Here is a 23246-nt window from a genome sequence, read left to right on the forward strand (position 1 = left end):
CGCCCGACCAGCCCGTATTCGATGGCTTCCTCCGCGCTGAGCCAGCGATCGCGCTCGATGTCTTCCAGCACCTTGTCCAGCGGACGGCCCGTTTCGCGCGCGATCGTGCCCGCGATGCGTTCGCGCGCCTTGATGATCTCCTGCGCGTGGATCGCGATGTCGCTCGCCGGCCCGCCGGCGCCGCCCGAGGGCTGGTGGATCAGGAAACGCGTGTTGGGCGTGCAGAAGCGCCGCTCCCGGGGCACCGCCAGGTACAGGTGCGTGGCCGCACTGCCCACCCACCCTGTGCCTATCATGTTCACCGGCGCCGTGATGAAGCGGATGATGTCGTGGATGGCGTCCCCCGATTCCAGGTGGCCGCCCGGCGAGCTCACCAGCATGTCGATGGGCGCCGCCGAATCGGCATCGAGCGCGACCAGCCGGCGCGCGATGTCGCTCGCGCTCTGGTCGCTGATGGCGCCGAACAGCAGCACCGTGCGCGACTTGAAGGCCTTTTCTTCCAGGAAGGCATTGCGCGGTTCCGCCGTTGCGGCCGGGGTTTCGGGATCGGGATGTTCCATGGGGCTTCCTCCTGAGGCTGCCAATGATGCAGGAAGCGGCGCCGCCCGGGTGCGCCGCGGGGCGGCACAATCGCGCCATGCGTAGCCTCCACCCCCGAGCGCGCTGGCTCCTCCTCGCCTGGCTGTGGCTGCTGCTGCTGGCCGGCTGCGCCAGCGGGCCGCGGACCGTCGACGTCTCGCGCCAGCAGCTGCAGGCGGCGCTGGAGCGCCGCTTCCCCCACGAGTCGCGGCCCGCCGCCGGCCTGCTGGTGCTCAAGGTGGGCGTCCCGCGACTGGAGCTGCTGCCGCAGGCGAACCGCGTGCGGCTCGATTTCAGGCTGGAAGTCTCCGACCGCATCCTGCGCAGCGCGTACCAGGGCGAGCTGGCGGTGAGCTTCGGGCTGCGCTGGGAACCCTCGGATGCGAGCCTGCGCGCCACCAGCGTGCGGGTCGAGCAGGTCGGGCTGCCGGAGCTGCCGGCAGCCTTGCGCGTGCCGCTGCAGGGGGCCCTGGCGCCGGTCGCCGAGAACCTGCTGGAAGACACCGTGCTGCACACCTTCCGCCCCGAGGAGCTTGCCCGCGCCCGCGGCTGGACGCCCGGCGCGATCCAGGTCACCCCCGCCGGCCTGCGCATCGAGTTCCTGCCGCCTGCGTAAGGCGCGGTGCTCCGTTCAGGGGGTCGGCGCGACCAGGTTGAAGCGCAGGCGCACCTGCGTGGCCGCCCCGCGGCTGCTGGAAAGCGAGACGAAGCCGCCGAAGCGCTGCATGGCGCGGTTCAACATCGGCAGTCCGGCACCGAAGCCGGGCCGCCTGGTCGCCGGCAGCACGTGCCCGTCCGGCCGGCGCGAGCCGCTGTCGCTCACCAGCAGGTCGAGCCCCTGGGCGCCTTCGGCGCGGCGCAGCTCGATGCGCAGTTCGCCGCCGCCCGGCATGTTCTCCACCGCATTGGAGATTACGCTGTGCAGCGCCTGCCGCGCCAGGGCGGTGTTGCCCTGCACGCGGGACTGGCACAGCCGGTTGCGCTGCCAGTGCAGCGCGATGCCGGTCCGCTCGAAGGTGGGCTGGAAGGACAGCAGCACGGCCTCGAGGACGCCGCACAGGTCGACCGGCTCGCGGTCACCCGCCGCGGGATGCGAATACAGCAGCAGTTCGTGCACCCATTGCGACAGGAAGTCGACCTGGGTGACGATGTCCTGCGCGTGCTTGCGCACGCAGCCGTCGTCGCTGCAGGCGGCCAGTTCCGCGCTGGAGCGCACGCTCCCCAGGGGGTTGCGCAGGCTGTGCGCCAAGGCGCGCGCCATCTCGCCCGCGAACACCTGCGTCTGCGCCTCCACCAGCTGCCTTTGCTGCTGCTGCAGCACCCGCGAGGCGCGCCGCACGATCCCGAACAGCCCCAGGTAGATCACGATGCCGCCGCCGAGCGTCGTCCACCACACGAGGCTCTGGCCCGCGCGGATGGATTCCATCAGCGTGCCCGGTTCCTTGTACACCTCGACCACCGCGAGCACCTTGCCGCCCGGGCCGACGAGGGGCACGTAGTTCTCGATGAAGAACTCCCGCGGCTCCACCACGAAGCGCTGCTCCGGCCGGGGGGCCATATGGGCCGGGTGGTGCAGCGCGACGTCCGAGTGCATGCGGAACGCCTGCTTCAGTTCCTCGTTGCCCCGGACCACCTCGCCCACCAGGCTGCCGTTGCTGGACCAGACGATCCGCCCGTCGCGGGAATACACGTTCACCAGCAGCGCGTCCGGCAGCGCCTCGAGGTGCTCGTAGATGTGGGCGCGTGCGTGGGCCACGTCCTGCGGCGCAAGGCCGGCGGGGGCGCTGTCCACCCGCGGGTCGAGGAAGGGCACCAGGCTGCGGGCACCGATCTGCGCCGCATCCACCGCGAGGCAGTTGGCGATGAACTGCGCGGTGAGCAGCCCATCGCGCTCGAGGGCCTGGCGGGTGACGAAGTTCGACACCACGGCGCCGGTCAGCGCCGCCACCGGGATCAGCGCCAGCAGGCTGACGATGGAGAACCAGCGCAGCAGGTCGAAGCCGAGCACCATCGGCGGCCGGCCCGTGCCACGGGCCCCGCCGATGGGCGCGGCCCCGGCGGCCGGCGACGTGCGGGCGCCCAGCGCCACGCCGGTGTCGCGTACGGCCATACCCGCGAACTGCTTCACGCTGCGTCCCCGCTGCCTTTCCAAGCCGCCATCGGCTCGCCCGCTCGCCCTCGCATGTGCAAGGGTCGCTGGCATCTTGCGGCCTTGCGCGCGGGCGCGCAATCGGCAGTTGTGCGATCGTGCCCGAAAGTGTCCGAAAAGTCCGTACGGCCGGGGTCAGGCGCAGAGGGTGCGGGCGTGGTGCTCGATGTGGTCCGCGATGAAGCTCGCGATGAAGAAGTAGCCGTGGTCGTAGCCCGCATGCCGCCGCAGCTCCAGCGGCTGGCCGCTGGCGGCGCAGGCCGCCTCCAGCCGCTCGGGCCGCAACTGGCTGGCCAGGAACTGGTCTTCCAGGCCCTGGTCCACCAGCAGCGCGGGAGCGCGCGCGCCGCCCTCGATCAGGCGCACGGCATCGTGCCGGGCCCAGGCGTCCGCGTCTTCGCCCAGGTAACCGAGGAAGGCCTTGCGGCCCCAGGCAACTTCGGTCGGCGCGCAGATCGGCGCCAGGGCGGAGACGCTCGAAAAACGCCCCGGGTGCCGGAGTGCCAGCGTCAGCGCCCCGTGGCCGCCCATCGAATGACCGAGGATGCCGGCGCGGTCGCCGCGCACCGGAAATTGCGCCTGCAGCAACGGGGACAACTCGCGCATGAGCCAGCTTTCCATGCGCCAGCGCCCGGCATACGGCTCGCGCGTGGCGTCCAGGTAGAAGCCGGCGGCCGTGCCGAAATCCCAGTCGGCATCGGCTTCGCCCACTCCCGTGTTGCGCGGGCTGGTGTCGGGCGTGACGAGCACCAGGCCGTGGCGCGCGGCATGCTGCTGCGCGCCGGCCTTGATGGCGAAGGTCTGTTCGTTGCAGGTCAGGCCGGCCAGGCAGTAGAGCACCGGGCGTGGACCCTTGGCGGCCTGCGGGGGCACGTAGACGCCGAAGCGCATGGGCAGGCCGACTTCGCGCGAGGCGTGCTCGTAGAAGCCCTGCATGCCGTCGAAGCAGCGGTGTTCCTCCAGGGTGGTGATGCCGTCCATGTCAGTACACCACCACCGAGCGGATCGACTCGCCCGCCTTCATCAGCTCGAAACCGCGGTTGATGTCCTCCAGCTTCAAGGTGTGCGTGATCAGGTCGTCGATGTTGATCCGGCCTTCCATGTACCAGTCGACGATCTTCGGCACGTCCGTGCGGCCGCGCGCACCGCCGAAGGCGGAGCCCTTCCACACCCGGCCGGTGACCAGCTGGAACGGCCGGGTGGCGATCTCCTTGCCGGCGTCGGCCACGCCGATGATGACGCTCTGGCCCCAGCCCTTGTGGCAGCACTCCAGCGCCTGGCGCATGGTGGTGGTGTTGCCGATGCACTCGAAGCTGTAGTCGGCGCCGCCGTCGGTGAGCTGCACGATCGCGTCGACGATGTCGGCGTGCTCCTTCGGGTTGAGGAAATGCGTCATGCCGAACTTGCGTGCCATCGCCTCGCGGGCCGGGTTGAGGTCGACGCCGATGATCCGGCCGGCCCCCACCATGCGCGCCCCCTGGATCACGTTCAGCCCGATGCCCCCGAGGCCGAACACCACCACGTTGGCGCCGGGCTCCACCTCGGCGGTGAAGATCACGGCGCCGATGCCGGTGGTGACGCCGCAGCCGATGTAGCAGACCTTGTCGAAGGGCGCATCGCTGCGGATCTTCGCCAGCGCGATCTCGGGGGCGACGATGTAGTTGCTGAAGGTGGACGTGCCCATGTAGTGCAGGATCGGCTTGCCCGCGAGCGAGAAGCGCGTGCTGCCGTCCGGCATCAGGCCCTGGCCCTGGGTGCCGCGGATGCGCTGGCACAGGTTGGTCTTGCGCGACAGGCAGAACTTGCACTGGCGGCATTCCGGCGTGTACAGCGGGATCACGTGGTCGCCGGGTTGCAGCGAAGTGACGCCGGCACCCACCTCCTGCACGATGCCGGCGCCTTCGTGGCCCAGCACGGCGGGGAACAGCCCTTCCGGGTCGGCGCCGGAGAGCGTGTAGTAGTCGGTGTGGCAGATGCCGGTGGCCTTCACCTCCACCAGCACCTCGCCGGCGCGGGGGCCCTCGAGCTCCAGTTCTTCGATCGTCAGCGGCTGTCCAGCCTGCCAGGCAACGGCGGCGCGGGTCTTCATGGCGGTCCTTGCGTGTCTCGGATGGGAACGAGCGCGAAGCTTGGCAGCTTTCGGCGGCGCGCGGGGGCCGCCGCAGCACGGCCGTACCGGCACGCGGCTTGAGAAGGGTCAAGGCTTGCGGCGCTGGCCGGCGTACGCTGGGAGCGCAGTCGTTCATCAGGGAAGGGGTCATGGATCTGCGCAGCGCGAACACTCCAGCCGCGGACGGAACCTGCGGCTGCGCGCCGCTGCGGCAGCTTGCGACGGACGGCCCGCCGCCAGGCTCCGGCGCGACGGCGCCATGCGTCGCCTGCCCGGCCAGCAGGCACTGCCTGCCCGCGGGCCTGGGCGATCGCGATGCGCGCTGCCTCGGCCGCCTGACCATCGCGCGGCGCCGGGTGCGCAAGGGCCACGCCATCTTCCGCGAGAACGAGCACTTCCTGTTCCTGTATGCCGTGCGCTTCGGCATCTTCAAGTCCACGCTGACGCTGGACGCGGGCGCCGAGCAGATCACCGGCTTCCACCTGCCCGGCGACGTGATCGGCTTCGACGCCACGCCCTCGGGCCGCCACCCCACCACGGCGCGGGCGCTGGAGGACGCCGAGGTCTGCGTGCTGCCCTACGGCCAGCTCACCGACGCCTGCGCCGGCCAGCGCGATCTGCTGATGCGGGTGCTCCGGCTGGCCGGCGCGGAGCTGGAGCGCGATCACCGGCTGCTCGCCCTGATCGTCCACACCCATTCCGAGCAGCGCGTGGCCGCCTTCCTGGTCGGCCTGTCCGACCGGCTGCGCGAGCGGGGCTTCTCGCCCAGCGATTTCCTGCTGCGCATGACGCGGGCGGAGATCGGCAGCTACCTCGGCACCACGCTGGAGACGGTGAGCCGCAGCCTGTCGGCCTTCGCGCGGCGCGGCTTCATCACGGTGCACCGGCGCGAGATCCACCTGGTGAACATCGAGGCGCTGCGCGCGGAGTTCGAAGCCAAGGACGTCTGACGCCGACCGTCAGGCGAGCGCCAGCCGCGCCGAGGCATCCGCATCCGGCGGGCGCACGCGGATGCGCGCATCCAGCGCCACCACGCCCTCGGCGTCGGCCAGCAGCGGGTTCACGTCCAGTTCCACGATGGACGACAGGTCGCAGGCCAGCTGCGAGACGCGCAGCAGGGCATCGAACACGGCGGCCTGGTTCACGCCGGGCGCGCCACGGAAGCCGGCCAGCGTGCGGCCGATGCGGGTGCGGGCCACCAGTTGCTGCGCCAGCGCCAGGTCCAGCGGCGGCAGTTCGAGCGCGCTGTCGTGGTGCAGTTCGACCGCCGTCCCGCCTTCGCCGAACAGCAGCACCGGGCCGAACACCGGATCCGCCTGCACACCGAGAATCAGCTCGCGGCTCCCCCGGCGCTGCAGCATGCGCTGCACGGTGAAGCCGGCAACGTGCGCCTGCGGCGCTGTCACCGCCAGCCTCTGCCGCATGGCGACCATCGCCCGGCGCAGTTCGTCGCTCGAACCGATGTTCAGCGCGACCCCACCCACATCCGACTTGTGCTGCAGCTGCGGCGAGACGACCTTCAGCGCCACCGGCCAGCCCAGGGCCTCGGCCGCTTCCACGGCCTCCTGCGCATCGCGGGCCCGCAGCGTGGACACCGTGGGAATGCCGTAGGCCTGCAGCACCTCCTTGGCGGCCGCCTCGTCCAGCCACTCGCTGCCGGCGTGCAGCGCCTGCTGCACCACCGCCGCGGCCGCTTCGCGGTCCACCCGCAGGTCGGCGGCGGCCGCAGGCGGCTGCAGCAGCAGCTGCTGGTTGCGGTGGTAGTCGGCCAGCTGCATCCACGCCGCGACGCCGTGCTCCGGCGTGCCGTGGCAGGGGAAGCCGGCGTCCGCCGCCAGGCGCCGTGCCGCCAGCACGCTGCTGCCCCCGAGCCAGCAGGCGAGCACCGCCTTGCCGGCGCGTCGCAGCAGCGGCAGGCAGGCCCGCGCGATGTCCTCGGCCGGCACGACCGCCGTCGGTGCGTGCAGGAACAGGATGCCGTCGACTTCGGGCGCGGCCAGCAGGATGCGCAGGGCGTCCACGTAGCGCTGCACGGGCGCGTCGCCGACGATGTCGACCGGGTTGCCGTGCGACCAGTTCGCCGGCAGCGCCGCGTCCAGCGCCTGCAGCGTCGCCTCGCCCAGCGCGGCCAGTCGCCCGCCCGCCAGCGCCAGCGCGTCGGCCGCCAGCACGCCGGCGCCGCCGCCGTTGGTGAGCACGACGAGACGTTCGCCCTGCCACCGGGGCGGGTGCGACAGCGTCGCTGCGGCATCGAACAGCGCTTCCAGCGTGGCCACGCGCAGCATGCCGGCGCGGCGGACGGCGGCGTCGAACACCGCATCCGACCCCGCCATCGCACCGGTGTGCGATGCCGCCGCGCGGGCGCCTTCGGGCGCGCGGCCGCCTTTCACCACGATGACCGGCTTGCTGCGCGCCGCACTGCGGGCCGCCGCCATGAACTTGCGCGCGTGCGTCACCGATTCCATGTACAGCAGGATCGCGCGCGTTCCGCCGTCGCCGGCCAGTTCCACGAGCACGTCGCCGAAGTCCACGTCCGCGCCGTCCCCCAGCGAGATGAAGTGCGAGAAACCGATGCCTTGCGCATTCGCCCAGTCCAGCATCGCGGTGGCCAGTGCGCCCGATTGCGTGGCGAAGGCGATCGCCCCCGGCAGCGCCTGGCCCGGGGCGAAGCTCGCATTCAGCCGGCTGCGCGGCACCAGCAAGCCGATGCAGTTGGGGCCGAGGATGCGCAGCCGCCCTGCCGGGCCGGCGGCAGCGAGCATCGCCTGTTCCAGGCTGCGGCCGTCCGGGCCGGGCTGCCGCAAGCCGGCCGAGAGCACGACGGCCGCGCGGGTTCCGAGCGCCGCGAGCGCCCCGATCACCTGCGGCACCGACGGGGCGGGCGTGGCGACCACGGCCAGCTCGGGCGCCTCGGGCAGCGCGGCGACGCCGGCGTGCACCTGCAGGCCCTCGAACTCACCCTCCTGCCGGTCCACCAGCCACAGCCGGCCGCGGAAGCCGCCCTGCCGCAGGTTGCGCAGCACGAGCGCGCCCAGGTTGTCCGCGCGGGCCGAGATGCCGACGATGGCCACCGAACGCGGTGCGAACAGCGATCCGAGCTGGCGCAGGCTCATGGCGAACCGGCGTTCCCGGGGGCGCAAGGGCCCATGGCGAACTCCTGGCGATGCAGACAAATCAAGTTAGGCGCCAGCGGGGAGCGCACCTTGCTGCGCATCAAGTTCGCCGCCGCCACGCCGCGCAAGAGCGGCTCGACAGACCCATCCGGGTCCGCGGTCCGCAGCGGCCCTTCTGCTTAAGCAATTCCTCCAGACCATTGCCTTAGGCAACTGAATGGCCGGCCGCGGGCACGGCCTTGCGTTATGTCATGGGGCGCTGAGGGTGCGCGATGCATCGTCGTCCGTGCTGAGCAGTCCGAGGAGAACAGAGTCCATGCCGAGCCACCCGGTCCGCATCGAATTCGCGGGGATGCCGCCGTCGGAGGTCCTGGATGCGTCCGCGCGGCGCCGCATGCGCGGCATCGAGGCCGCGCACCACAGCGTGCTGTCGTGGTCCGCCCGCATCGAGGCGCCGCCACCGGGCGGGCAGGAGGACCGGTTCGCGGCCGTGGTGCGGGCGCATGTCAGCGGCGGCCGCACCCTGAGCGGCGACGCCCATGGCCACGACGCGCTCGCGGCCCTGCGGCTGGCGTTCAACGCGCTGGAGCTGCACCTGGAAGCCGACCAGGCGAGCGCCCGCGCCCGGGCCGCCGCGTGGCTGGCGGCGGTGCGCAGCCGCATGCGGGGCTGGCCCGAGTGAGGCGGCGCCGTCCCCGGCGGGCGGATGCCTTGCGCCCCCGGGGGACCCAGCAGAGTCACGCCAGGCTCCTTGCGGATGGGCAGGCCGCCGCTCGTCCGCCGGCGGCGCCGCGGCCCCTGTATATCGCAATGCGATTTATATTGGCGCCTCGGTTTTGCCCCTTGCACCGGCTGTTCCATGCACAACGGCGCGCCCAGCAGCACAGCGGCCGGCGAACAGCCGGCCATCGGTGCGTACGCGGCGATCGGCGACTGCCGCACGCTGGCGCTGGTCTCGCACGCCGGGTCGATCGACTGGTGGTGCTGGCCGGCCTTCGACGCCCCCTCGGTCTTCGCCGCCCTGCTCGATGCGCGCGTCGGCGGCCGGTTCGCCCTCGGCCTGCCCGGCGCGGCGGCCGGCCACCCGTCGTACGAGCGCGGCACCAACGTGCTGCACACGCGCCTCGCCGATGCGGCGGGCGCCATCGAGCTGATCGACTGCATGGCGATGCACGCGCAGGAAGGCGGCGGCACCTTGGCCGAAGGGCCGCAGGAGATCGTGCGCATCGCCCGCTGCGTCGAAGGCACGGCGGAACTCCAGCTGGTGTTCGAGCCGCGCCCCGGCTACGCCACGCAGGTGCCGGCCTTCCGGCCAGCCGGCCCGGGCCGCTGGATCTTCGAGGCGGCTGGCGCAGCCCTCGAACTGTGGACCACCGCCACCGCGCTGCGGGAGAGCGCCCCCGGACGGCTCGAAGCGACCCTGCCCCTGCGGGCCGGTGAAAGCCACGCCTTCGTGCTGCGCGCGCCGGCGGGAGACGGCAGTGATCTCGCCACCGCGGCGGAGCATGCCGAGCAGGCAGTGGAGAACGCGCGCCGCTGGTGGCTGGCCTGGTCGGGGCGGTGCGCCGCGGCCGGCCCCCACGCGCAGGCGGTGGAGCGCAGCGGGCTGGCGCTCAAGCTGCTGACCCATGCGCCGACCGGCGCGGTGGTGGCCGCGCCCACCACGTCGCTGCCCGAGAGCGACACCGGCGAGCGCAACTGGGACTACCGCTTCTGCTGGCTGCGCGACGCCTCCCTGGTGCTGCAGGCCTTCGTGGAGCTCGGCCACCTGGCCGAAGGCGACGCCTTCCTGCGCTGGCTGCTGCACGCCACGCGCAGCACGCAGCCGCGCCTGCAGATCGTGTACGACGTGCGCGGCGCGCCCCTGCTGCCGGAACAGGAACTGCCGCAGCTGGCGGGCTACCGCGGCATCGGCCCGGTGCGCATCGGCAACGCGGCCTCGGCCCAGGCGCAGAACGACGTCTACGGCGAGGTGCTGCTCAGCGCGCGCCGCTTCGTGGCCCACGGCGGGCACCTGGACGCCCACGAGAAGAGGCTGCTGGCGAACTTCGCGCAGATGGCGTGCCGCGTCTGGCGCGAGCCGGACCACGGGCTGTGGGAGATCCGCCTGCCGCCGCGGCACAACACGCACTCCAAGCTGATGTGCTGGGCCGCCGTCGACACCGCCCTGTGGCTGCAGGCGCAGGTGGGCCTGCCGGTCGATGCGCAGCACCTGGCGCGCGAACGCGAAGCGATCCGCGCCGAGATCGAGGCGCACGCCTTCGACGCGCGCCTGGGCAGCTACGTCGGCTACTACGGCGGCACCGCGGCCGACGCCAGCCTGCTGCTGATCCCGCGCGTCGGCTACCTGCCGCCCAACGACGCGCGGATGCAGGGCACCTTGCGCCACATCCTGCGCACGCTGCAGGTCGATGGCCTGCTCTATCGCTATCCCCCGGGCGGGGCCTACGACGGCGTGGCCGGGCCCGAGCACCTGTTCGCGATCTGCGGCTTCTGGTGCGTCGAGTGCCTGGCGCGGCAGGGCCGCCTCGACGAGGCCCAGCGCATGTTCGAGCGGCTGCTGGCGCTGCGCAATCCGGTGGGCCTGTACGCGGAGGAATTCCGCGTCGGCGACGGCACGCCCATGGGCAACTTCCCGCAGGCCTTCAGCCACGTCGGCCTGATCACGGCGGCCCTGGCGCTCGCCAAGGCGGGGGCATGATGGCGCACGCCACGCGAGGCCAGGTCTTCGGCCCGCGGCTGGAGCTGGCGTTCAAGCTCGCGCTGCTCGCGCTCCTGCTCGGAGCGCCCGCCCTGTTCGCCTATGCGGTCTGGCGCGAAAGCGCCTACCAGGCGCTCGGGGAGCCGGTGGAGCAGCCGATCCCCTTCAGCCACAAGCACCACGTCGGCGACGACGGCATCGACTGCCGCTACTGCCACGCCACGGTGGAAACGAGCCGGCATGCGGGCCTGCCCGCCAGCAGCACCTGCCTGGGCTGCCATGCGCAGCTCTATACCGACCAGGCCGTGCTGCGGCCGCTGCACGAGAGCGCCCGCACGGGGCGGCCGATCGCCTGGCGCCGCGTGCACAGCCTGCCGGGCTTCGTCTACTTCGACCACGCGGTGCACCTGGCCAAGGGGGTGGCGTGCGTCGAATGCCACGGCCGCGTGGACCAGATGCCCCTGACCTGGCGCGCGCAGCCGCTGCAGATGCAGTGGTGCCTCGAATGCCACCGCGACCCCGCGCCGCGCCTGCGCGCCCGCGCCGACCTGTTCACGCCCGCGGCACCGCGCGTCGCGCCCGCCGAGGCCGCTCGCCTGGCAGCGCTGGTCGGCCTCGAAGGGCGGCAGCGCCGCACCGATTGCTCCACCTGCCACCGCTGAAGCCCATGGAACACCCCCTGCCCCTGGTTCCCGCCCTCAGCCGCCGGCGCGCGCTGGCGCTGATGGCCGCTTCGCTGGCGCTGGGCGGCGCGGGTTGCAGCCGGGCACCGCGCGAGCGCATCTATCCCTGGGTGCGCATGCCCGAGGCGCAGGCGGCCGGCGTGCCGCTCCACTACGCCAGTGCCTTCGTGCGCGACGGCCACGCGCTCGGCGTGCTGGTGGCGACCGAGGACGGCCGCCCCGTCAAGATCGAAGGCAATCCGGAGCATCCTTCCAGCCTCGGCGCCACCGACGTCTTCGCGCAGGCTTCGGTGCTGCAGCTGTGGGATCCCGACCGCTCGCAGGCCGTGCTGCAGCGACTGGCGCCGCGCGCGCCGCTGGCCGTGGCCGGCTGGGACGCGTTCGAGGCGGCATGGCGCACCGAGGCCGCCCGGCTGCGCGCGCGCGGCGGTGCCGGCCTGCGCATCCTCACCGGCCCGGTCAGCTCGCCCACGCTGCGCGCGCAACTCGCGCAATGCCTGCAGCAGTTCCCCGGTGCGCGCTGGCACCAGCACTTGCCCCTGGCCGATGCCGCGACGCAGGCCGGGGGGCTCGCCGCCTTCGGGCGCGAGGTGCAGCCGGTGCACCACTTCGACCAGGCGCGCTGCGTCGTGGCCTTCGCCGCCGATCCGTTCGCGCAGGGGCCGGGTGCGGTGCGCTGCGCCATGGACTGGTCGGCGCAGCGCGAACGGGCGCAGCTGATCGCCGTCGAGGCCAGCCCGGGCCTGTTCGGCGCCCGGGCCGACCGCCGCATCGCGCTGGCCCCGGCGGCGATCGACGTGCTGGTGGCGCGGGTGGCCGCCGCCGTCGAGCGGGGGGCCGTCGCGCCCGACGCCGAGGCGTTCGAGCGTGCGCTGGTGCAGTCGCTGCTGGCGGCCGGGCCGCAGGCGCTGGCGCTCGCGGGCGACGGCCTGGGCGCCCGCAGCCATGCCCTGGTCCACGCCATCAACGAGCGGCTGGGGGCGATCGGCCGCACGATCGCTTTCATCCCGCCGCTGGCGACCTCCGCCGAAGCAGGCACCCTGGCCGAACTGGTCGACGCGATGCGCGCCGGCGCCGTCGACACGCTCTGGATCTTCGACGCCAATCCCGTGTACGACGCCGCCGCCGAACTGCGGGTGCGCGAAGCGCTGGACCGCGTCGCCTTCACGGTGCACGCCGGCCTCTACGCCGACGAGACGGCGCAGGCCTGCGGCTGGCACCTGCCCCTGGCCCACGGCTACGAGCAGTGGAGCGACGCGCTGGCGCACGAAGGCAGCGTGACGCTGGTCCAGCCCGCGATCGCGCCGCTGTACGCGGGACGCTCGGCGCATGAACTGATGGCCCTGCTGGCAGGCGATGCGGAACGCGAAGGCCACGCCATCCTGCAGCGCAGCTGGCGCGCTCGCCGGGGCGCGGACTTCGATGCGCTCTGGCCGGCGTCGCTGCAACGCGGCTTGGTGCCGGACACCGCGGCACGGCCACTCGCCTTGCGCACGCCGGGGATCGCCGCGCTGCTCGCGCAGCCGGGCGCCGCTGCCGCGCCGCCGCTCGTGGCCCTGTTCGCCCCCGACCCAAGCGTGCACGACGGCCGCTTCGCCAACAACGGCTGGCTGCAGGAGTTGCCGCGCCCCTTCACGAAGCACACCTGGGACAACGCCCTGCTGCTCGGGCCAGAGACGGCGCGCGGCCTGGCGCTGCGCACCGGCGACCTGGTGCGCGCCAGCGTCGGCCCGCATTCCGTCGAGGCCCCCGTGTGGGTGCTGGCGCAGCACGCGGAAGGCATGGCGACGCTGCCCCTGGGTTACGGCCGCAGCGCCGCCGGCCGCGTCGGCAACGCGATCGGCTTCGATGCCTATGCGCTGAAGCCGGCCGGCACGGCCATCGCGCCGCTGGCGCTGCAGGCCCTGGGACGCCGGCATGACTTCGCCGTCACCCAGCACACGATGGATGCCCACGGCCGCGAGCTCGCGCGCACCCTGCCCCCCGGCGGGCGCATCGACGAGCCCCGGCAGGCCTCGCTCTACGCGCCGCCGCCCGCGGGCAACGGCCCGGCCTGGGCCATGACGATCGACCTCGACGCCTGCATCGGCTGCAATGCCTGCACGGTGGCCTGCCAGGCGGAGAACAACATCCCCGTCGTGGGCCGCGAGGAGGTGGCGCGCGGGCGTGCGATGCACTGGATCCGCGTCGACCGCTACGAAACGCGCGAGGTCCCGGGCAGCCTGTTCCAGCCGGTGCCGTGCATGCATTGCGAACAGGCGCCGTGCGAGCTGGTGTGTCCGGTGGGCGCCACCATGCACGACAGCGAGGGGCTCAACGTGCAGGTCTACAACCGCTGCATCGGCACGCGCTTCTGCTCCAACAACTGCCCGTACAAGGTGCGGCGCTTCAACTTCCTGCAGTACAGCGACGCGATCACCGAGTCGCTCAAGGGCCAGCGCAACCCGAACGTGACGGTGCGCCAGCGCGGCGTGATGGAGAAGTGCAGCTACTGCATCCAGCGCATCGCCCGCGCGCGCCAGCACGCGCAGGTCGCCGGCACGCCGCCCGCCGACGGCGACGTGGTCACCGCCTGCCAGGCCGCCTGCCCGACGCGCGCGATCGTGTTCGGCGACCTGCATGCGCCGGGCAGCGCGGTGGCGGCCAGCCGCGCCTCGCCGCGCCATTACGCGCTGCTGGGCGAACTCAACACGCGCCCGCGCACGACCTACCTGGCGCGGGTGCGGCGCGAGGACGCCACGTGACCGCGGGCACGGGCGAAGCCCGGCCGCCGGTGTCGCAGGACATCGGCGTGCTGCGCGCCGGCTGGGGCTACGCCAGCATCAGCGACAAGATCGCCGACCTGGTGCTCACCCGGCCGCTGCGCTGGCCCTGGCTGCTCGCCTTCTTCGGCACGCTGGGCGGCACGGCCATCTTCGTCGGCGCCATGGCCTGGCTGTTCACGCAGGGCGTGGGGATCTGGGGCATCCGCATCCCGGTGGCCTGGGGCTTCGCGATCGCCAACTGCGTGTGGTGGATCGGCATCGGCCACGCCGGCACCTTCATTTCCGCCGTGCTGCTGCTGCTGCGCCAGCGCTGGCGCACCTCGATCAACCGCTTCGCGGAAGCGATGACCCTGTTCGCGGCCGCCATGGCGGGCCTGTTCCCCATCCTGCACCTGGGGCGGCCCTGGTTCTTCTACTGGATCGCACCCTACCCGGACCGCATGGACCTGTGGCCGCAATGGCGCAGCCCGCTGGTGTGGGACTTCTTCGCCATCGCCACCTACCTGATCGTGTCCTTCCTGTTCTGGTACCTGGGCCTGCTGCCGGACCTGGCCACGCTGCGCGATCGCGCCCACAGCCGCGGCAAGCAGATCGCGTATGGCCTGCTGGCGCTCGGCTGGCGCGGCGAGGCGCGCCAGTGGGCCCGCCACCAATCGGCCTACCTGCTGCTCGCCGGCCTGGCGACGCCGCTGGTGGTTTCGGTGCACTCGGTGGTCTCGCTCGACTTCGCGATCGGCAACACGCCCGGCTACCACTCCACCATCTTTCCGCCCTACTTCGTCGCCGGCGCGCTGTTCTCCGGCTTCGCCATGGTGCTCACGCTGGCGATCCCGCTGCGGCGCGCCTTCGGGCTGCACGACTTCATCACGGCCACCCACCTGGACCACGCCGCCAGGGTGCTGCTGGCCACCGGCTCGCTGGTGGCCTACGGCTACGCCTGCGAGATCTTCACCGCCTTCTACAGCGGCGACGCATTCGAGATCGCCATGACGGTCGACCGCTTCACCGGCTTCTACGCCCCCGTCTACTGGTTCATGCTCGCCTGCAACGTGCTGGCACCGCAGGTGCTCTGGCTGCGGCGGGCGCGCCGCAACGCACTGCTGCTGTTCGGCCTCAGCCTGGTCATCAACCTGGGCATGTGGCTGGAGCGGGTCGTCATCGTGGTGCAGAGCACCTCGCACGACTTCCTGCCTTCGGCCTGGGGACGCTTCGTGCCGACCGCGTGGGACTGGGTCTTCCTGCTCGGATCGATCAGCACCTTCGCCTGGCTGTTCCTGGTGTTCATCCGGCTGCTGCCCGCGATCTCGATCTCCGAGATGCGCCTGCTGGTGCGCGAAAGCGCGGAGGCGCGGTGAGCGCGCCCTGGGGCCTGATGGCCGAATTCGCCACCGCCGACGCGCTGCTCGCCGCGGCGCGCGCCGCCCATGCCGCCGGCTACCGGCATGCCGAGGCGTATGCGCCCTTCCCGGTCGAGGGCCTCGCCGAGGCCGTGGGCTTCACGCGCAGCCACGTGCCCTTGTTCACCTTCATCGGCGGCGCCGTGGGCGGCATCGGCGGCTACCTGATGCAGTGGTATTCGGCGGTGATCGACTATCCGGTGAACATCGCGGGCCGTCCCCTGCACAGCTGGCCGATGTTCGTGCCCGTGAGCTTCGAGCTCGCGGTGCTCGGGGGCGCATTGGCGGCCGTGCTCGCCATGCTGGTGGGCAACGGCCTGCCGCGGCTGCGCCATCCGGTGTTCGGGGCGCCCGATTTCGATCTCGCGAGCCGCAACCGCTTCTTCCTCTGCCTGCCGGCGCACGACCCCGTGTTCGAGGCCGAGGCCGCGCGCGGGCTGCTGCAGTCGCTGGCGCCGCTGCGCTGCATCGAGGTGCCGCGATGAGGACGCTCGCCTGGCTCCTGCTGCTGGTCCTCGCCGGTTGCGAGCGCGAGGTGGCGAGCATGTACCGGCAGCCGCGTTTCGACCCGGGCGACGGCACACCGCTGTTCGCGGACGGACGCGCCGAACGGCCGCCGCCGCCGGGCAGCGTGCCGGCGGCGACAGGCGATCTCGCCGCCACCAGCAGCGGCCGGCGCGGCCGCACCGAACTCGCGGCACGCGCGGCGGCCGTCGCCGCCAGCGCGCCGCCACCCCTCACGCGCGCGCTGCTGCAGCGCGGGCAGGACCGCTACGGCGCCTATTGCGTGCCCTGCCACAGCCCGGTGGGCGACGGCGACGGCCCCGTGGTGCGGCGCGGCTTCCCGCAGCCGCCTTCGTATGACGAGCCGCGCCTGCGCGCCGCCCCCGACCGCCACTTCTACGACGTGATCACGCAGGGCCACGGCGTGATGCCCGCCTACGGCGACCGCGTCGCGCCGCAGGACCGCTGGGCGATCGTCGCCTACATCCGCGCCCTGCAATGGAGCCGGCAGGCGCCGGTCGCGCAACTGCCGCCGTCCTTGCGCCAGCGGCTGGAAGCGCAGGGAGCGCGCTGATGCGCAGCCCTCGCTGGCTCGGCGTCGTGCTGCTCGCGGCCTGCCTGCCCGCCGCCTGGCTCGACCTGCGCCTGTTCCTGGCCTGCTGGCTCGCCGTGTGGTGGTGGTGCCTGGGCCTGGTGCTGGGCGTGCACGCGAACGCCTGGATCCGCGCGCTCAGCGGCGGCGCCTGGGGCGATCCCTTCGTGGCGCTCGCACCGGCGGTGCGCCGGCGCCTGCCCTGGCTGCTGCTCGCCCTGCTGCCGCTCGCCGCGGGCGCGCACCGGCTCTATCCCTGGGCGGCCGGGCGGGCGTGGCTCGATGCGCTGCCGCGCCCCGACTTCCCGCGCGCGTGGCTTTCGCAGCCGTTCTTCCTCGCCCGGCTGGTGGCGTACGCGCTGCTCGCCGCCTGGATCACGCGCGGCACGGCCCTGCGCCGCAAGGGCGCGGCCGCCGGCGCGCTGGCGGTGTACGCGCTGGCCGGCACGCTCGCGGCCATCGACCTGCTGATGTCGCTGCAGCAGGCCTGGTACAGCACCGCCTTCGGCCTCGTGGTGCTCGGCGCGCAGTCGCTCTCCGGCGCCGCCCTCGTCGCAGTGGCGACGCCGCGCTCGGCGCCGGAGGTGCCCTGGCGCGATCTCGGCAACCTGCTGCTGATGTGGGTGATGACCTGGGCCTATCTGGCCTTCATGCAGTTCCTGGTCATCTGGGCCGAGAACCTGCCGCGCGAAGTGGTGTGGTACGTGCCGCGGCTGGCGGGCGGCTGGGGCGCGGCCGGCCTCGCGCTGGTGCTGCTGCAACTCGGGCTGTCCTTCCTCGCGCTCCTGTTCCGTGCCGTGAAGGACGAGCCGCGGCGGCTGAAGGCGGTGGCCGCCATGCTGCTCGCCACGACGGCCCTGGACGCGGCGTGGACGGTCGTGCCCTCGGTGGCACCGCGCGGCGTGCATGCGCTGTGGCTGCTGCCGCTGATGTTCGCTGCCGCGGCGCTGCTGATGCTGCCGGGCCTGGCGCAAGGAGTGCGGCATGGCGCGACCTGACTTGCGCGGCCGCCCGGTGCTGCTGGCGGGCCTCGCGATCGCCGCGACCATCGCGCTCGTCGTCGCCTCCGTGTTCCTGCTGCTGCGGCACTGGCAGCTCGCGCCCGGCGCCGACCGGGTGCCGGCCCGCCTGGCGGCGCCGCCCGCGCCCGCGCTGCAAAGCGCGCCGCAGCAGGACCTGGCGGCGTACCGGGCGGAGAAGGAGCGCGCGCTGCACACCCTGGCCTGGGTGGATCGCGCCCACGGCATCGCCCGCATCCCGATCGAGGATGCGATGGAGCTGCTGCTGCGCCGCGCCGGGAGCGCCCCATGAAGCGCCGCGCGCTGCTGGCCGCCGCGACGCTCGCGCCGTGCGCCGCGCGGGCCCAGCCCCTGTCCAGCGCACCCGCCCCGGCGGCGCACCTGCGCCCGCAGCCCGGTGCCGCCGTGCCCCTGGGCCTGCGCATCGTGGACAGCGCAGGCCGGCCCGGCCGCCTCTCCGATTGCTTCGACGGCACGCGCTGCGTGCTGCTGGTGCTGGGTTATTACCGCTGCCCGCAGCTGTGCGGCCTGCTGATGCACGCCCTGCTCGAAGGCCTGCAGGACAGCGGCGTGCCACGCACGCACTGGCGCATCGTCGGCCTCAGCATCGACCCGCAGGACACGCCGGCCACGGCCCGCAGCCGGCGCGAGCTCGATCTCGCCTATGCGGACTTCCTTCTCGGCGCGCAGGTCGCGCCGGCACCGCTGGACCTGCGCCTGCTGGTCGGCACTCCGGGCGAGGTCGCGCGGCTCGCGCAAGCGGTCGGCTTCGTGTCCGCGGGCGTGCCTGCAGCCGCCGGCGAACCGCGCTTCACCCACCCCGCTGTGGTGACGGTCCTCACGCCGGCGGGGCGCGTGGCGCGCTACCTCGAAGGCCTGGACTTCGAGCCGGCGATCCTGCGCGCCGCGATCGCGGCGGCACGGCGCGGGGAGATCGCGCCAGCCGGGGACGCAGCCGCCGTGGCCTGCGGCCATCCCGAGCCGCACTGGGGCCAGCGCAGCGCGCTCGTGATGGGCGCCACGCGCGCGCTGGCCGTCGCCGCGGCCGGCGGCCTGGCCGCCTGGTGCTGGCGCCGGAGGCGGCCATGAACGGCGACACCGACGCCCGCCTCGCAGCCAGCTTCCGGCTGCTGGCGCAAAGCGCCTCCAGCATCGCGCCGCGCAGCGACCTCCTGTTCACGGCGATGCTGCTGCTGTGCGGCGCCGTCGCCGTGGGCGTGTGCATCACCTTGCTGTGGTTCTGCATCCGCTACCGCCAGGGCAGCGCGGCGGTGCGCGGCACCGTGGAACGCAAGCTCGGGATCGAGCTCGCCTGGACGCTCCTGCCGCTGCTGCTGTTCATCGCGCTGTTCACCTGGGCGGCCTTCGACTTCGTGCGCCTGTACCGCGTGCCACCCGATGCGCTGCCGGTGTACGTGATCGCCAAGCAGTGGATGTGGAAGCTGCAGCACCGCAACGGCCGGCGCGAGATCAACGAGCTGCACGTGCCGCTCGGCCAGCCCGTGCGGCTGGTCATGACCTCGCAGGATGCGATCCACAGCTTCTTCGTTCCGGCCTTCCGCCTCAAGCAGGACGTGGTGCCGGGCCGCTACACGGGCCTGTGGTTCCAGGCCACCGAACTGGGCGAGTTCCCGCTGCTGTGCGCCGAGTTCTGCGGCAGCGAGCACTCCGCCATGCTGGGACGCATCGTCGTCATGCCGCCCGCCGACTACGCGCGCTGGCTGGACGCCGGCAACGCGCAGCCCGGGCCGGCGCAGCAGGGCTTCGCCCGGTTCCGCCAGCTCGGATGCAGCGGCTGCCATGCCGCCGGCTCCACCGTGCACGCGCCCGCGCTGGAGGGCCTGCCGGGGCGCCTGGTCCACCTGCAGGACGGCCGCACGGTGGTCGCCGACGACAACTACATCCGCGACTCCATTCTGCTGCCGCACAAGGACGTGGTGGCGGGCTTCGCGCCCGTCATGCCCTCGTTCGCCGGGCAGGTGAGCGAGGAAGACCTGCAGGCCCTGCTCGCCTGGCTGCACTCGACGAAAGGCCCGCCATGAGCTACCTCGAGGACGGGTTCACGCTGCGCTCCTGGCTGGCGAGCACGGACCACAAGCGCATCGCGATCCTCTACGCACTCACGATCACCGCCTTCTTCTTCGTCGGCGGGTCGGCGGCGACCCTGATCCGGCTGGAGCTGGCCACCCCGGCGGGTGACCTGGTCTCGCACGACACCTACAACCGCCTGTTCACCGCCCACGGCGTGATCATGGTGTGGCTGTTCCTGATCCCGTCCATCCCCTCGGTGCTGGGCAACTTCCTGATCCCGCTGATGATCGGCGCGCGCGACCTCGCCTTCCCGCGGCTGAACCTGCTCTCCTGGTACCTGTACGTGGCCGGCGGCCTGATCATCCTGGTGGCGCTGGCGCTCGGCGGCGTGGACACCGGCTGGACCTTCTACACGCCGTATTCGACGATGTTCTCCAACAGCTGGGTGGCCGTCACGCTGGTGGGCGTGTTCGTGACCGGCTTCTCGTCCATCCTCACGGGCCTGAACTTCATCGTCACGGTGCACCAGCTGCGCACGCCGGGGCTCGGCTGGTTCCGGCTGCCGCTGTTCGTGTGGGCGCACTACGCCACCAGCATCATCCTGGTGCTCGCGACACCCGTGCTGGCGATCACGAGCCTGCTGGTCGTGGCGGAGCGGCTGTGGCACATCGGCGTGTTCGACCCGGCGCACGGCGGCGATCCGCTGCTGTTCCAGCACCTGTTCTGGTTCTACTCGCACCCGGCCGTCTACATCATGATCCTGCCGGCCATGGGAGTGGCGAGCGAGATCATCCCGTGCTTCGCCCGCCAGCGCATCTTCGGCTACCGCTTCATGGCCTACGCGATCCTGGGCATCGCCAGCATCGGCTTCCTGGTCTGGGGGCACCACATGTTCGTGAGCGGCCAGTCGGTGGCGGCCAGCATGGTGTTCTCGCTCCTGAGCTTCCTGGTGGCGATCCCTTCGGCCATCAAGGTGTTCAACTGGACCGCCACGCTGTACAAGGGCTCGATCCGCTTCGACGCGCCCATGCTGTACGCGCTCGGCTTCGTCGGCCTGTTCACGATCGGCGGCCTCACCGGCCTGTTCCTCGCCGCGCTGGCGCTCGATGTGCACCTGACGGACACCTATTTCGTCGTCTCCCACTTCCACTACATCATGGTGGGCGGCTCGGTGATGGCGTACTTCGGCGCCCTGCACTTCTGGTGGCCCAAGGCGACGGGGCGCATGTATTCCGACCTGTGGGCCCGCATCGCCGCCGTGCTGATCTTCCTCGGCTTCAACTTCACCTTCTTTCCGCAGTACCTGCTGGGCGTGCGCGGCATGCCGCGGCGCTACCACGTGTACCCGGCGGAGTTCCAGGTGCTGAATCTGCTTTCCTCCGCCGGCGCCGTGGTGCTGGCGCTCGGCTACCTGCTGCCGCTGTTCTACTTCGCCTGGTCGCTGCGCGCCGGCCGCGCCGCCGGGGCCAATCCCTTCGATGCCCGCGGCCTGGAATGGCAGACGCCCTCGCCGCCGCCGACGCACAATTTCGACACTCCGCCGCAGCCGCCCGAACACGTCTACGCCTACGACCCGAACGCGCCGCTGAGGACTCCCGCATGAACAGCCGCACGCTCGCCTGGCCGCAGCACGACGAGGCCGAGGCCGCGCGGCTCGGGATGTGGATCTTCCTCGGTTCGGAGTTGCTGTTCTTCGGTGGGCTGGCCCTGGCCTATGCCTGGGCACGCGCGCACTGGAGCGCCGGCTTTGCCGAAGCCGGCCGGCACACGCACGTGGTGCTCGGCACGCTGAACACCGCCTTGCTCCTCACCAGCAGCGCCGTGGTGGCGCTCGCCGTCGCCTGCACGCGCCATCCACCGCAGGCGCGCTGGACGGCGCGGCTGCTGTGGCTGACCGCGGCGCTCGGCCTCGCCTTCCTCGCGGTAAAGGCATTCGAATACGGCATGGAGTGGCGCGAGCACCTGGTCCCGGGCGCCGGCTTCGCGCTGCGCACCGCCGGCAGCGAACTGTTCTTCCTGCTCTACTTCCTGCTCACCGGGATCCATGCCGTGCACCTGCTGGCCGGCGTGGTGCTGATGGGGGTGCTGGCGCGCGGCGCCACGCCGCGGGGCGTGGAGGCGGGCGCGCTGTACTGGCACTTCGTGGACCTGGTCTGGATCTTCCTCTACCCCCTGATCTACCTGCTCGGGAGAAACACATGAACGACGTCGCATTCCGCCGCCACGCGCGGCACCTGCTGCTCGCCTGGATTGCGCTGCTGGCGCTGATGGGCGCGAGCCTGGCCGGCTCCTATCTCCCGCTCGGTGCCGGCAACCTGGTGCTGGGCCTCGCGATCGCGGCCCTCAAGGCCGGCATCGTCCTCGTGCTGTTCATGGGGCTCGCGCGCGCCGGCGTGGCGGTGCGCCTGGCCGCCGGCGTGGCCGTGGCAACCCTGGCCCTCCTGCTGGGCCTGAGCAGCGTCGATTTCGCGACCCGCGCCCAGGCCCCGGCGGCCTACCAGGGGAGCGCGCGGTGAGCGCCCGCGTCGTCGTGGTGACCGGCGCCTCGGCCGGCATCGGCCGCGCGATCGCGCGCGAGTTCGGGGCGCACGGCTGGCGCGTGGCCCTGCTGGCGCGCGGCACCGACGGCCTCGACGCCGCGCGCGAGGAGATCGAGGCGCTCGGCAGCGAAGCGCTGGTAATCCCTACCGACGTGGCCGACGAACAGCAGGTCGAAGCGGCCGCGGCGCAGGTGGAAGCGACCTGGGGTGGCATCGACGTGTGGGTCAACGATGCGATGGCGACCATCTTCGCGCCAGCGCTCGATGTTGCACCGGAGGACTTCCGCCGCGCGACCGACGTCACCTACCTGGGCGCGGTGTGGGGCACGCTGGCCGCGCTGCGCCGCATGCAGCCGCGCGACCGCGGCACCATCGTGCAGGTCGGCTCCGCGCTCGCGTATCGCTCGATCCCGCTGCAGGCGCCTTATTGCGGCGCCAAGGCGGCGCTGCGCGGCTTCACCGATGCGCTGCGCTGCGAGCTGGCGCACGCGCGCAGCCGGGTGCACCTGACCATGGTGCAGCTCTCGGCCTTCAACACGCCGCAATTTGATTGGGGCCGCACGACGCTGCGGCGGCGCCCGCGGCCCATGGGCAAGATCTTCCAGCCCGAGGTGGCGGCGCGCGCCGTGTACTGGGCGGCCACGCACCGGCGGCGCGAGGTCTGGGTCGGCTCACCGGCCGTGCAGGCGATCCTGGGCACGAAGTTCATCCCCGGTTTGCTGGACTGGTGGCTGGGTCGCACGGCGGTGGAAGGCCAGCAGACCGACGAGCCGCTGCCCGAGGTGCGGCACGACAACCTGTGGCAACCGGTGCCGGGGGACCACGGCGCGCATGGGCGCTTCGATGCGCAGGCGCAGGGGCACAGCACGCAGGCGTGGTTGACGATGCATCGGGGGGCGAGCGTGGCCATCGGAGCGGCCTTGCTGCTGCTCGCCGCCGCCGCTCGCAAGCGGCTCCGGTAGGCTGGTGGTGGAGCGCAGCGCAACCCCAGCGATGCGCGAAAGCGCTGGGGTTCCGGCGCATTCGCGCGTCACCGCCAGCCTACGAATTCCGCCGCGACCAT

The 23246-nt window shown here is 72.6% G+C and carries 22 protein-coding genes (1 of these 22 running past the window's edge); 17 read left to right on the forward strand and 5 right to left on the reverse strand.

What is annotated here, in order from left to right; translation table 11 throughout:
* Positions 1 to 560: the 5' portion of an ATP-dependent Clp protease proteolytic subunit gene (locus tag JI746_RS02470; protein WP_201687182.1), read on the reverse strand. The gene continues 34 nt to the left of window position 1, outside the view; 560 of the gene's 594 nt are visible here — the first part of the coding sequence; its start codon is at positions 558 to 560; its stop codon lies beyond the left edge, outside the window.
* A 77-nt stretch (positions 561 to 637) separates the two neighbouring features.
* On the opposite strand from JI746_RS02470, the gene JI746_RS02475 reads away from it, so the two are divergent.
* Positions 638 to 1195 carry a DUF1439 domain-containing protein gene (locus JI746_RS02475; RefSeq protein ID WP_201687183.1) on the forward strand — a complete coding sequence of 186 codons (558 nt, stop codon included), beginning with the start codon at positions 638 to 640 and terminating at the stop codon, positions 1193 to 1195.
* 15 nt (positions 1196 to 1210) lie between these two features.
* Here the strand turns inward: JI746_RS02475 and JI746_RS02480 are convergent, their stop codons facing one another.
* From JI746_RS02480 to JI746_RS02490, 3 genes are all read right to left on the reverse strand, one after another.
* Positions 1211 to 2689: an ATP-binding protein gene (locus JI746_RS02480; protein WP_201687184.1), complete on the reverse strand. Its 1479-nt coding sequence runs from the start codon at positions 2687 to 2689 to the stop codon at positions 1211 to 1213.
* A gap of 174 nt (positions 2690 to 2863) precedes the next feature.
* Positions 2864 to 3709, reverse strand: coding sequence for an S-formylglutathione hydrolase (gene fghA, locus JI746_RS02485; protein ID WP_236599482.1), 846 nt, complete (start codon positions 3707 to 3709; stop codon positions 2864 to 2866).
* A 1-nt stretch (position 3710) separates the two neighbouring features.
* The gene (locus JI746_RS02490; protein ID WP_201687185.1) at positions 3711 to 4817 is read right to left on the reverse strand and encodes an S-(hydroxymethyl)glutathione dehydrogenase/class III alcohol dehydrogenase; all 1107 of its coding nucleotides are present in this window, start codon (positions 4815 to 4817) and stop codon (positions 3711 to 3713) included.
* Between the two features lie 170 nt (positions 4818 to 4987).
* Between JI746_RS02490 and JI746_RS02495 the strand changes: the two genes are divergently transcribed.
* Positions 4988 to 5788, forward strand: coding sequence for a helix-turn-helix domain-containing protein (locus JI746_RS02495; protein ID WP_201687186.1), 801 nt, complete (start codon positions 4988 to 4990; stop codon positions 5786 to 5788).
* A gap of 9 nt (positions 5789 to 5797) precedes the next feature.
* Here JI746_RS02495 and JI746_RS02500 read toward each other — a convergent pair whose 3' ends face one another.
* Positions 5798 to 7951: an acetate--CoA ligase family protein gene (locus JI746_RS02500; protein ID WP_201687187.1), complete on the reverse strand. Its 2154-nt coding sequence runs from the start codon at positions 7949 to 7951 to the stop codon at positions 5798 to 5800.
* Positions 7952 to 8267: 316 nt separating this feature from the next.
* On the opposite strand from JI746_RS02500, the gene JI746_RS02505 reads away from it, so the two are divergent.
* The 15 genes from JI746_RS02505 (at position 8268) to JI746_RS02575 (ending at position 23145) form a co-directional block, all read left to right on the forward strand.
* A complete protein-coding gene (locus JI746_RS02505; protein WP_201687188.1) occupies positions 8268 to 8633 on the forward strand; it encodes an HPF/RaiA family ribosome-associated protein in 366 nt (121 codons plus the stop codon).
* A gap of 177 nt (positions 8634 to 8810) precedes the next feature.
* Positions 8811 to 10652: a glycoside hydrolase family 15 protein gene (locus JI746_RS02510; RefSeq protein WP_201687189.1), complete on the forward strand. Its 1842-nt coding sequence runs from the start codon at positions 8811 to 8813 to the stop codon at positions 10650 to 10652.
* A complete protein-coding gene (locus tag JI746_RS02515; protein WP_236599483.1) occupies positions 10649 to 11314 on the forward strand; it encodes a cytochrome c3 family protein in 666 nt (221 codons plus the stop codon). The genes JI746_RS02510 and JI746_RS02515 overlap by 4 nt, the downstream gene beginning before the upstream one ends.
* A 5-nt stretch (positions 11315 to 11319) precedes the next feature.
* Positions 11320 to 14079, forward strand: coding sequence for a 4Fe-4S dicluster domain-containing protein (locus tag JI746_RS02520; RefSeq protein WP_236599484.1), 2760 nt, complete (start codon positions 11320 to 11322; stop codon positions 14077 to 14079).
* Positions 14076 to 15455, forward strand: a complete 1380-nt coding sequence (gene nrfD, locus JI746_RS02525) for an NrfD/PsrC family molybdoenzyme membrane anchor subunit (protein WP_201687191.1) — start codon at positions 14076 to 14078, stop codon at positions 15453 to 15455. The genes JI746_RS02520 and nrfD overlap by 4 nt, the downstream gene beginning before the upstream one ends.
* The gene (locus JI746_RS02530) at positions 15452 to 15982 is read left to right on the forward strand and encodes a DUF3341 domain-containing protein (protein ID WP_330892925.1); all 531 of its coding nucleotides are present in this window, start codon (positions 15452 to 15454) and stop codon (positions 15980 to 15982) included. The genes nrfD and JI746_RS02530 overlap by 4 nt, the downstream gene beginning before the upstream one ends.
* The gene (locus tag JI746_RS02535) at positions 15979 to 16575 is read left to right on the forward strand and encodes a c-type cytochrome (protein WP_201687192.1); all 597 of its coding nucleotides are present in this window, start codon (positions 15979 to 15981) and stop codon (positions 16573 to 16575) included. Before JI746_RS02530 ends, JI746_RS02535 begins: the two co-directional genes overlap by 4 nt.
* Positions 16575 to 17591, forward strand: a complete 1017-nt coding sequence (locus JI746_RS02540) for a hypothetical protein (RefSeq protein WP_201687193.1) — start codon at positions 16575 to 16577, stop codon at positions 17589 to 17591. Before JI746_RS02535 ends, JI746_RS02540 begins: the two co-directional genes overlap by 1 nt.
* On the forward strand, positions 17578 to 17904 hold the full coding sequence (locus JI746_RS02545) for a hypothetical protein (RefSeq protein WP_201687194.1): 327 nt from the start codon (positions 17578 to 17580) through the stop codon (positions 17902 to 17904). Before JI746_RS02540 ends, JI746_RS02545 begins: the two co-directional genes overlap by 14 nt.
* On the forward strand, positions 17901 to 18701 hold the full coding sequence (locus JI746_RS02550) for an SCO family protein (RefSeq protein WP_201687195.1): 801 nt from the start codon (positions 17901 to 17903) through the stop codon (positions 18699 to 18701). Before JI746_RS02545 ends, JI746_RS02550 begins: the two co-directional genes overlap by 4 nt.
* Positions 18698 to 19654: a cytochrome c oxidase subunit II gene (coxB, locus tag JI746_RS02555; RefSeq protein ID WP_201687196.1), complete on the forward strand. Its 957-nt coding sequence runs from the start codon at positions 18698 to 18700 to the stop codon at positions 19652 to 19654. The genes JI746_RS02550 and coxB overlap by 4 nt, the downstream gene beginning before the upstream one ends.
* Positions 19651 to 21246: a cytochrome c oxidase subunit I gene (gene ctaD / locus JI746_RS02560; RefSeq protein WP_201687197.1), complete on the forward strand. Its 1596-nt coding sequence runs from the start codon at positions 19651 to 19653 to the stop codon at positions 21244 to 21246. Before coxB ends, ctaD begins: the two co-directional genes overlap by 4 nt.
* Positions 21243 to 21845, forward strand: a complete 603-nt coding sequence (locus tag JI746_RS02565) for a cytochrome c oxidase subunit 3 (RefSeq protein WP_201687198.1) — start codon at positions 21243 to 21245, stop codon at positions 21843 to 21845. The genes ctaD and JI746_RS02565 overlap by 4 nt, the downstream gene beginning before the upstream one ends.
* The gene (locus JI746_RS02570) at positions 21842 to 22159 is read left to right on the forward strand and encodes a cytochrome C oxidase subunit IV family protein (protein WP_201687199.1); all 318 of its coding nucleotides are present in this window, start codon (positions 21842 to 21844) and stop codon (positions 22157 to 22159) included. The genes JI746_RS02565 and JI746_RS02570 overlap by 4 nt, the downstream gene beginning before the upstream one ends.
* Entirely contained in the window at positions 22156 to 23145 is a 990-nt protein-coding gene (locus tag JI746_RS02575) for an SDR family oxidoreductase (protein ID WP_201687200.1), read from the forward strand. The genes JI746_RS02570 and JI746_RS02575 overlap by 4 nt, the downstream gene beginning before the upstream one ends.
* The last annotated feature ends 101 nt before the right edge of the window (positions 23146 to 23246 follow it).

The organism is Ramlibacter alkalitolerans, from assembly GCF_016722765.1.
In the GTDB taxonomy this organism is placed as follows: Bacteria; Pseudomonadota; Gammaproteobacteria; order Burkholderiales; family Burkholderiaceae_C; genus Ramlibacter; species Ramlibacter alkalitolerans.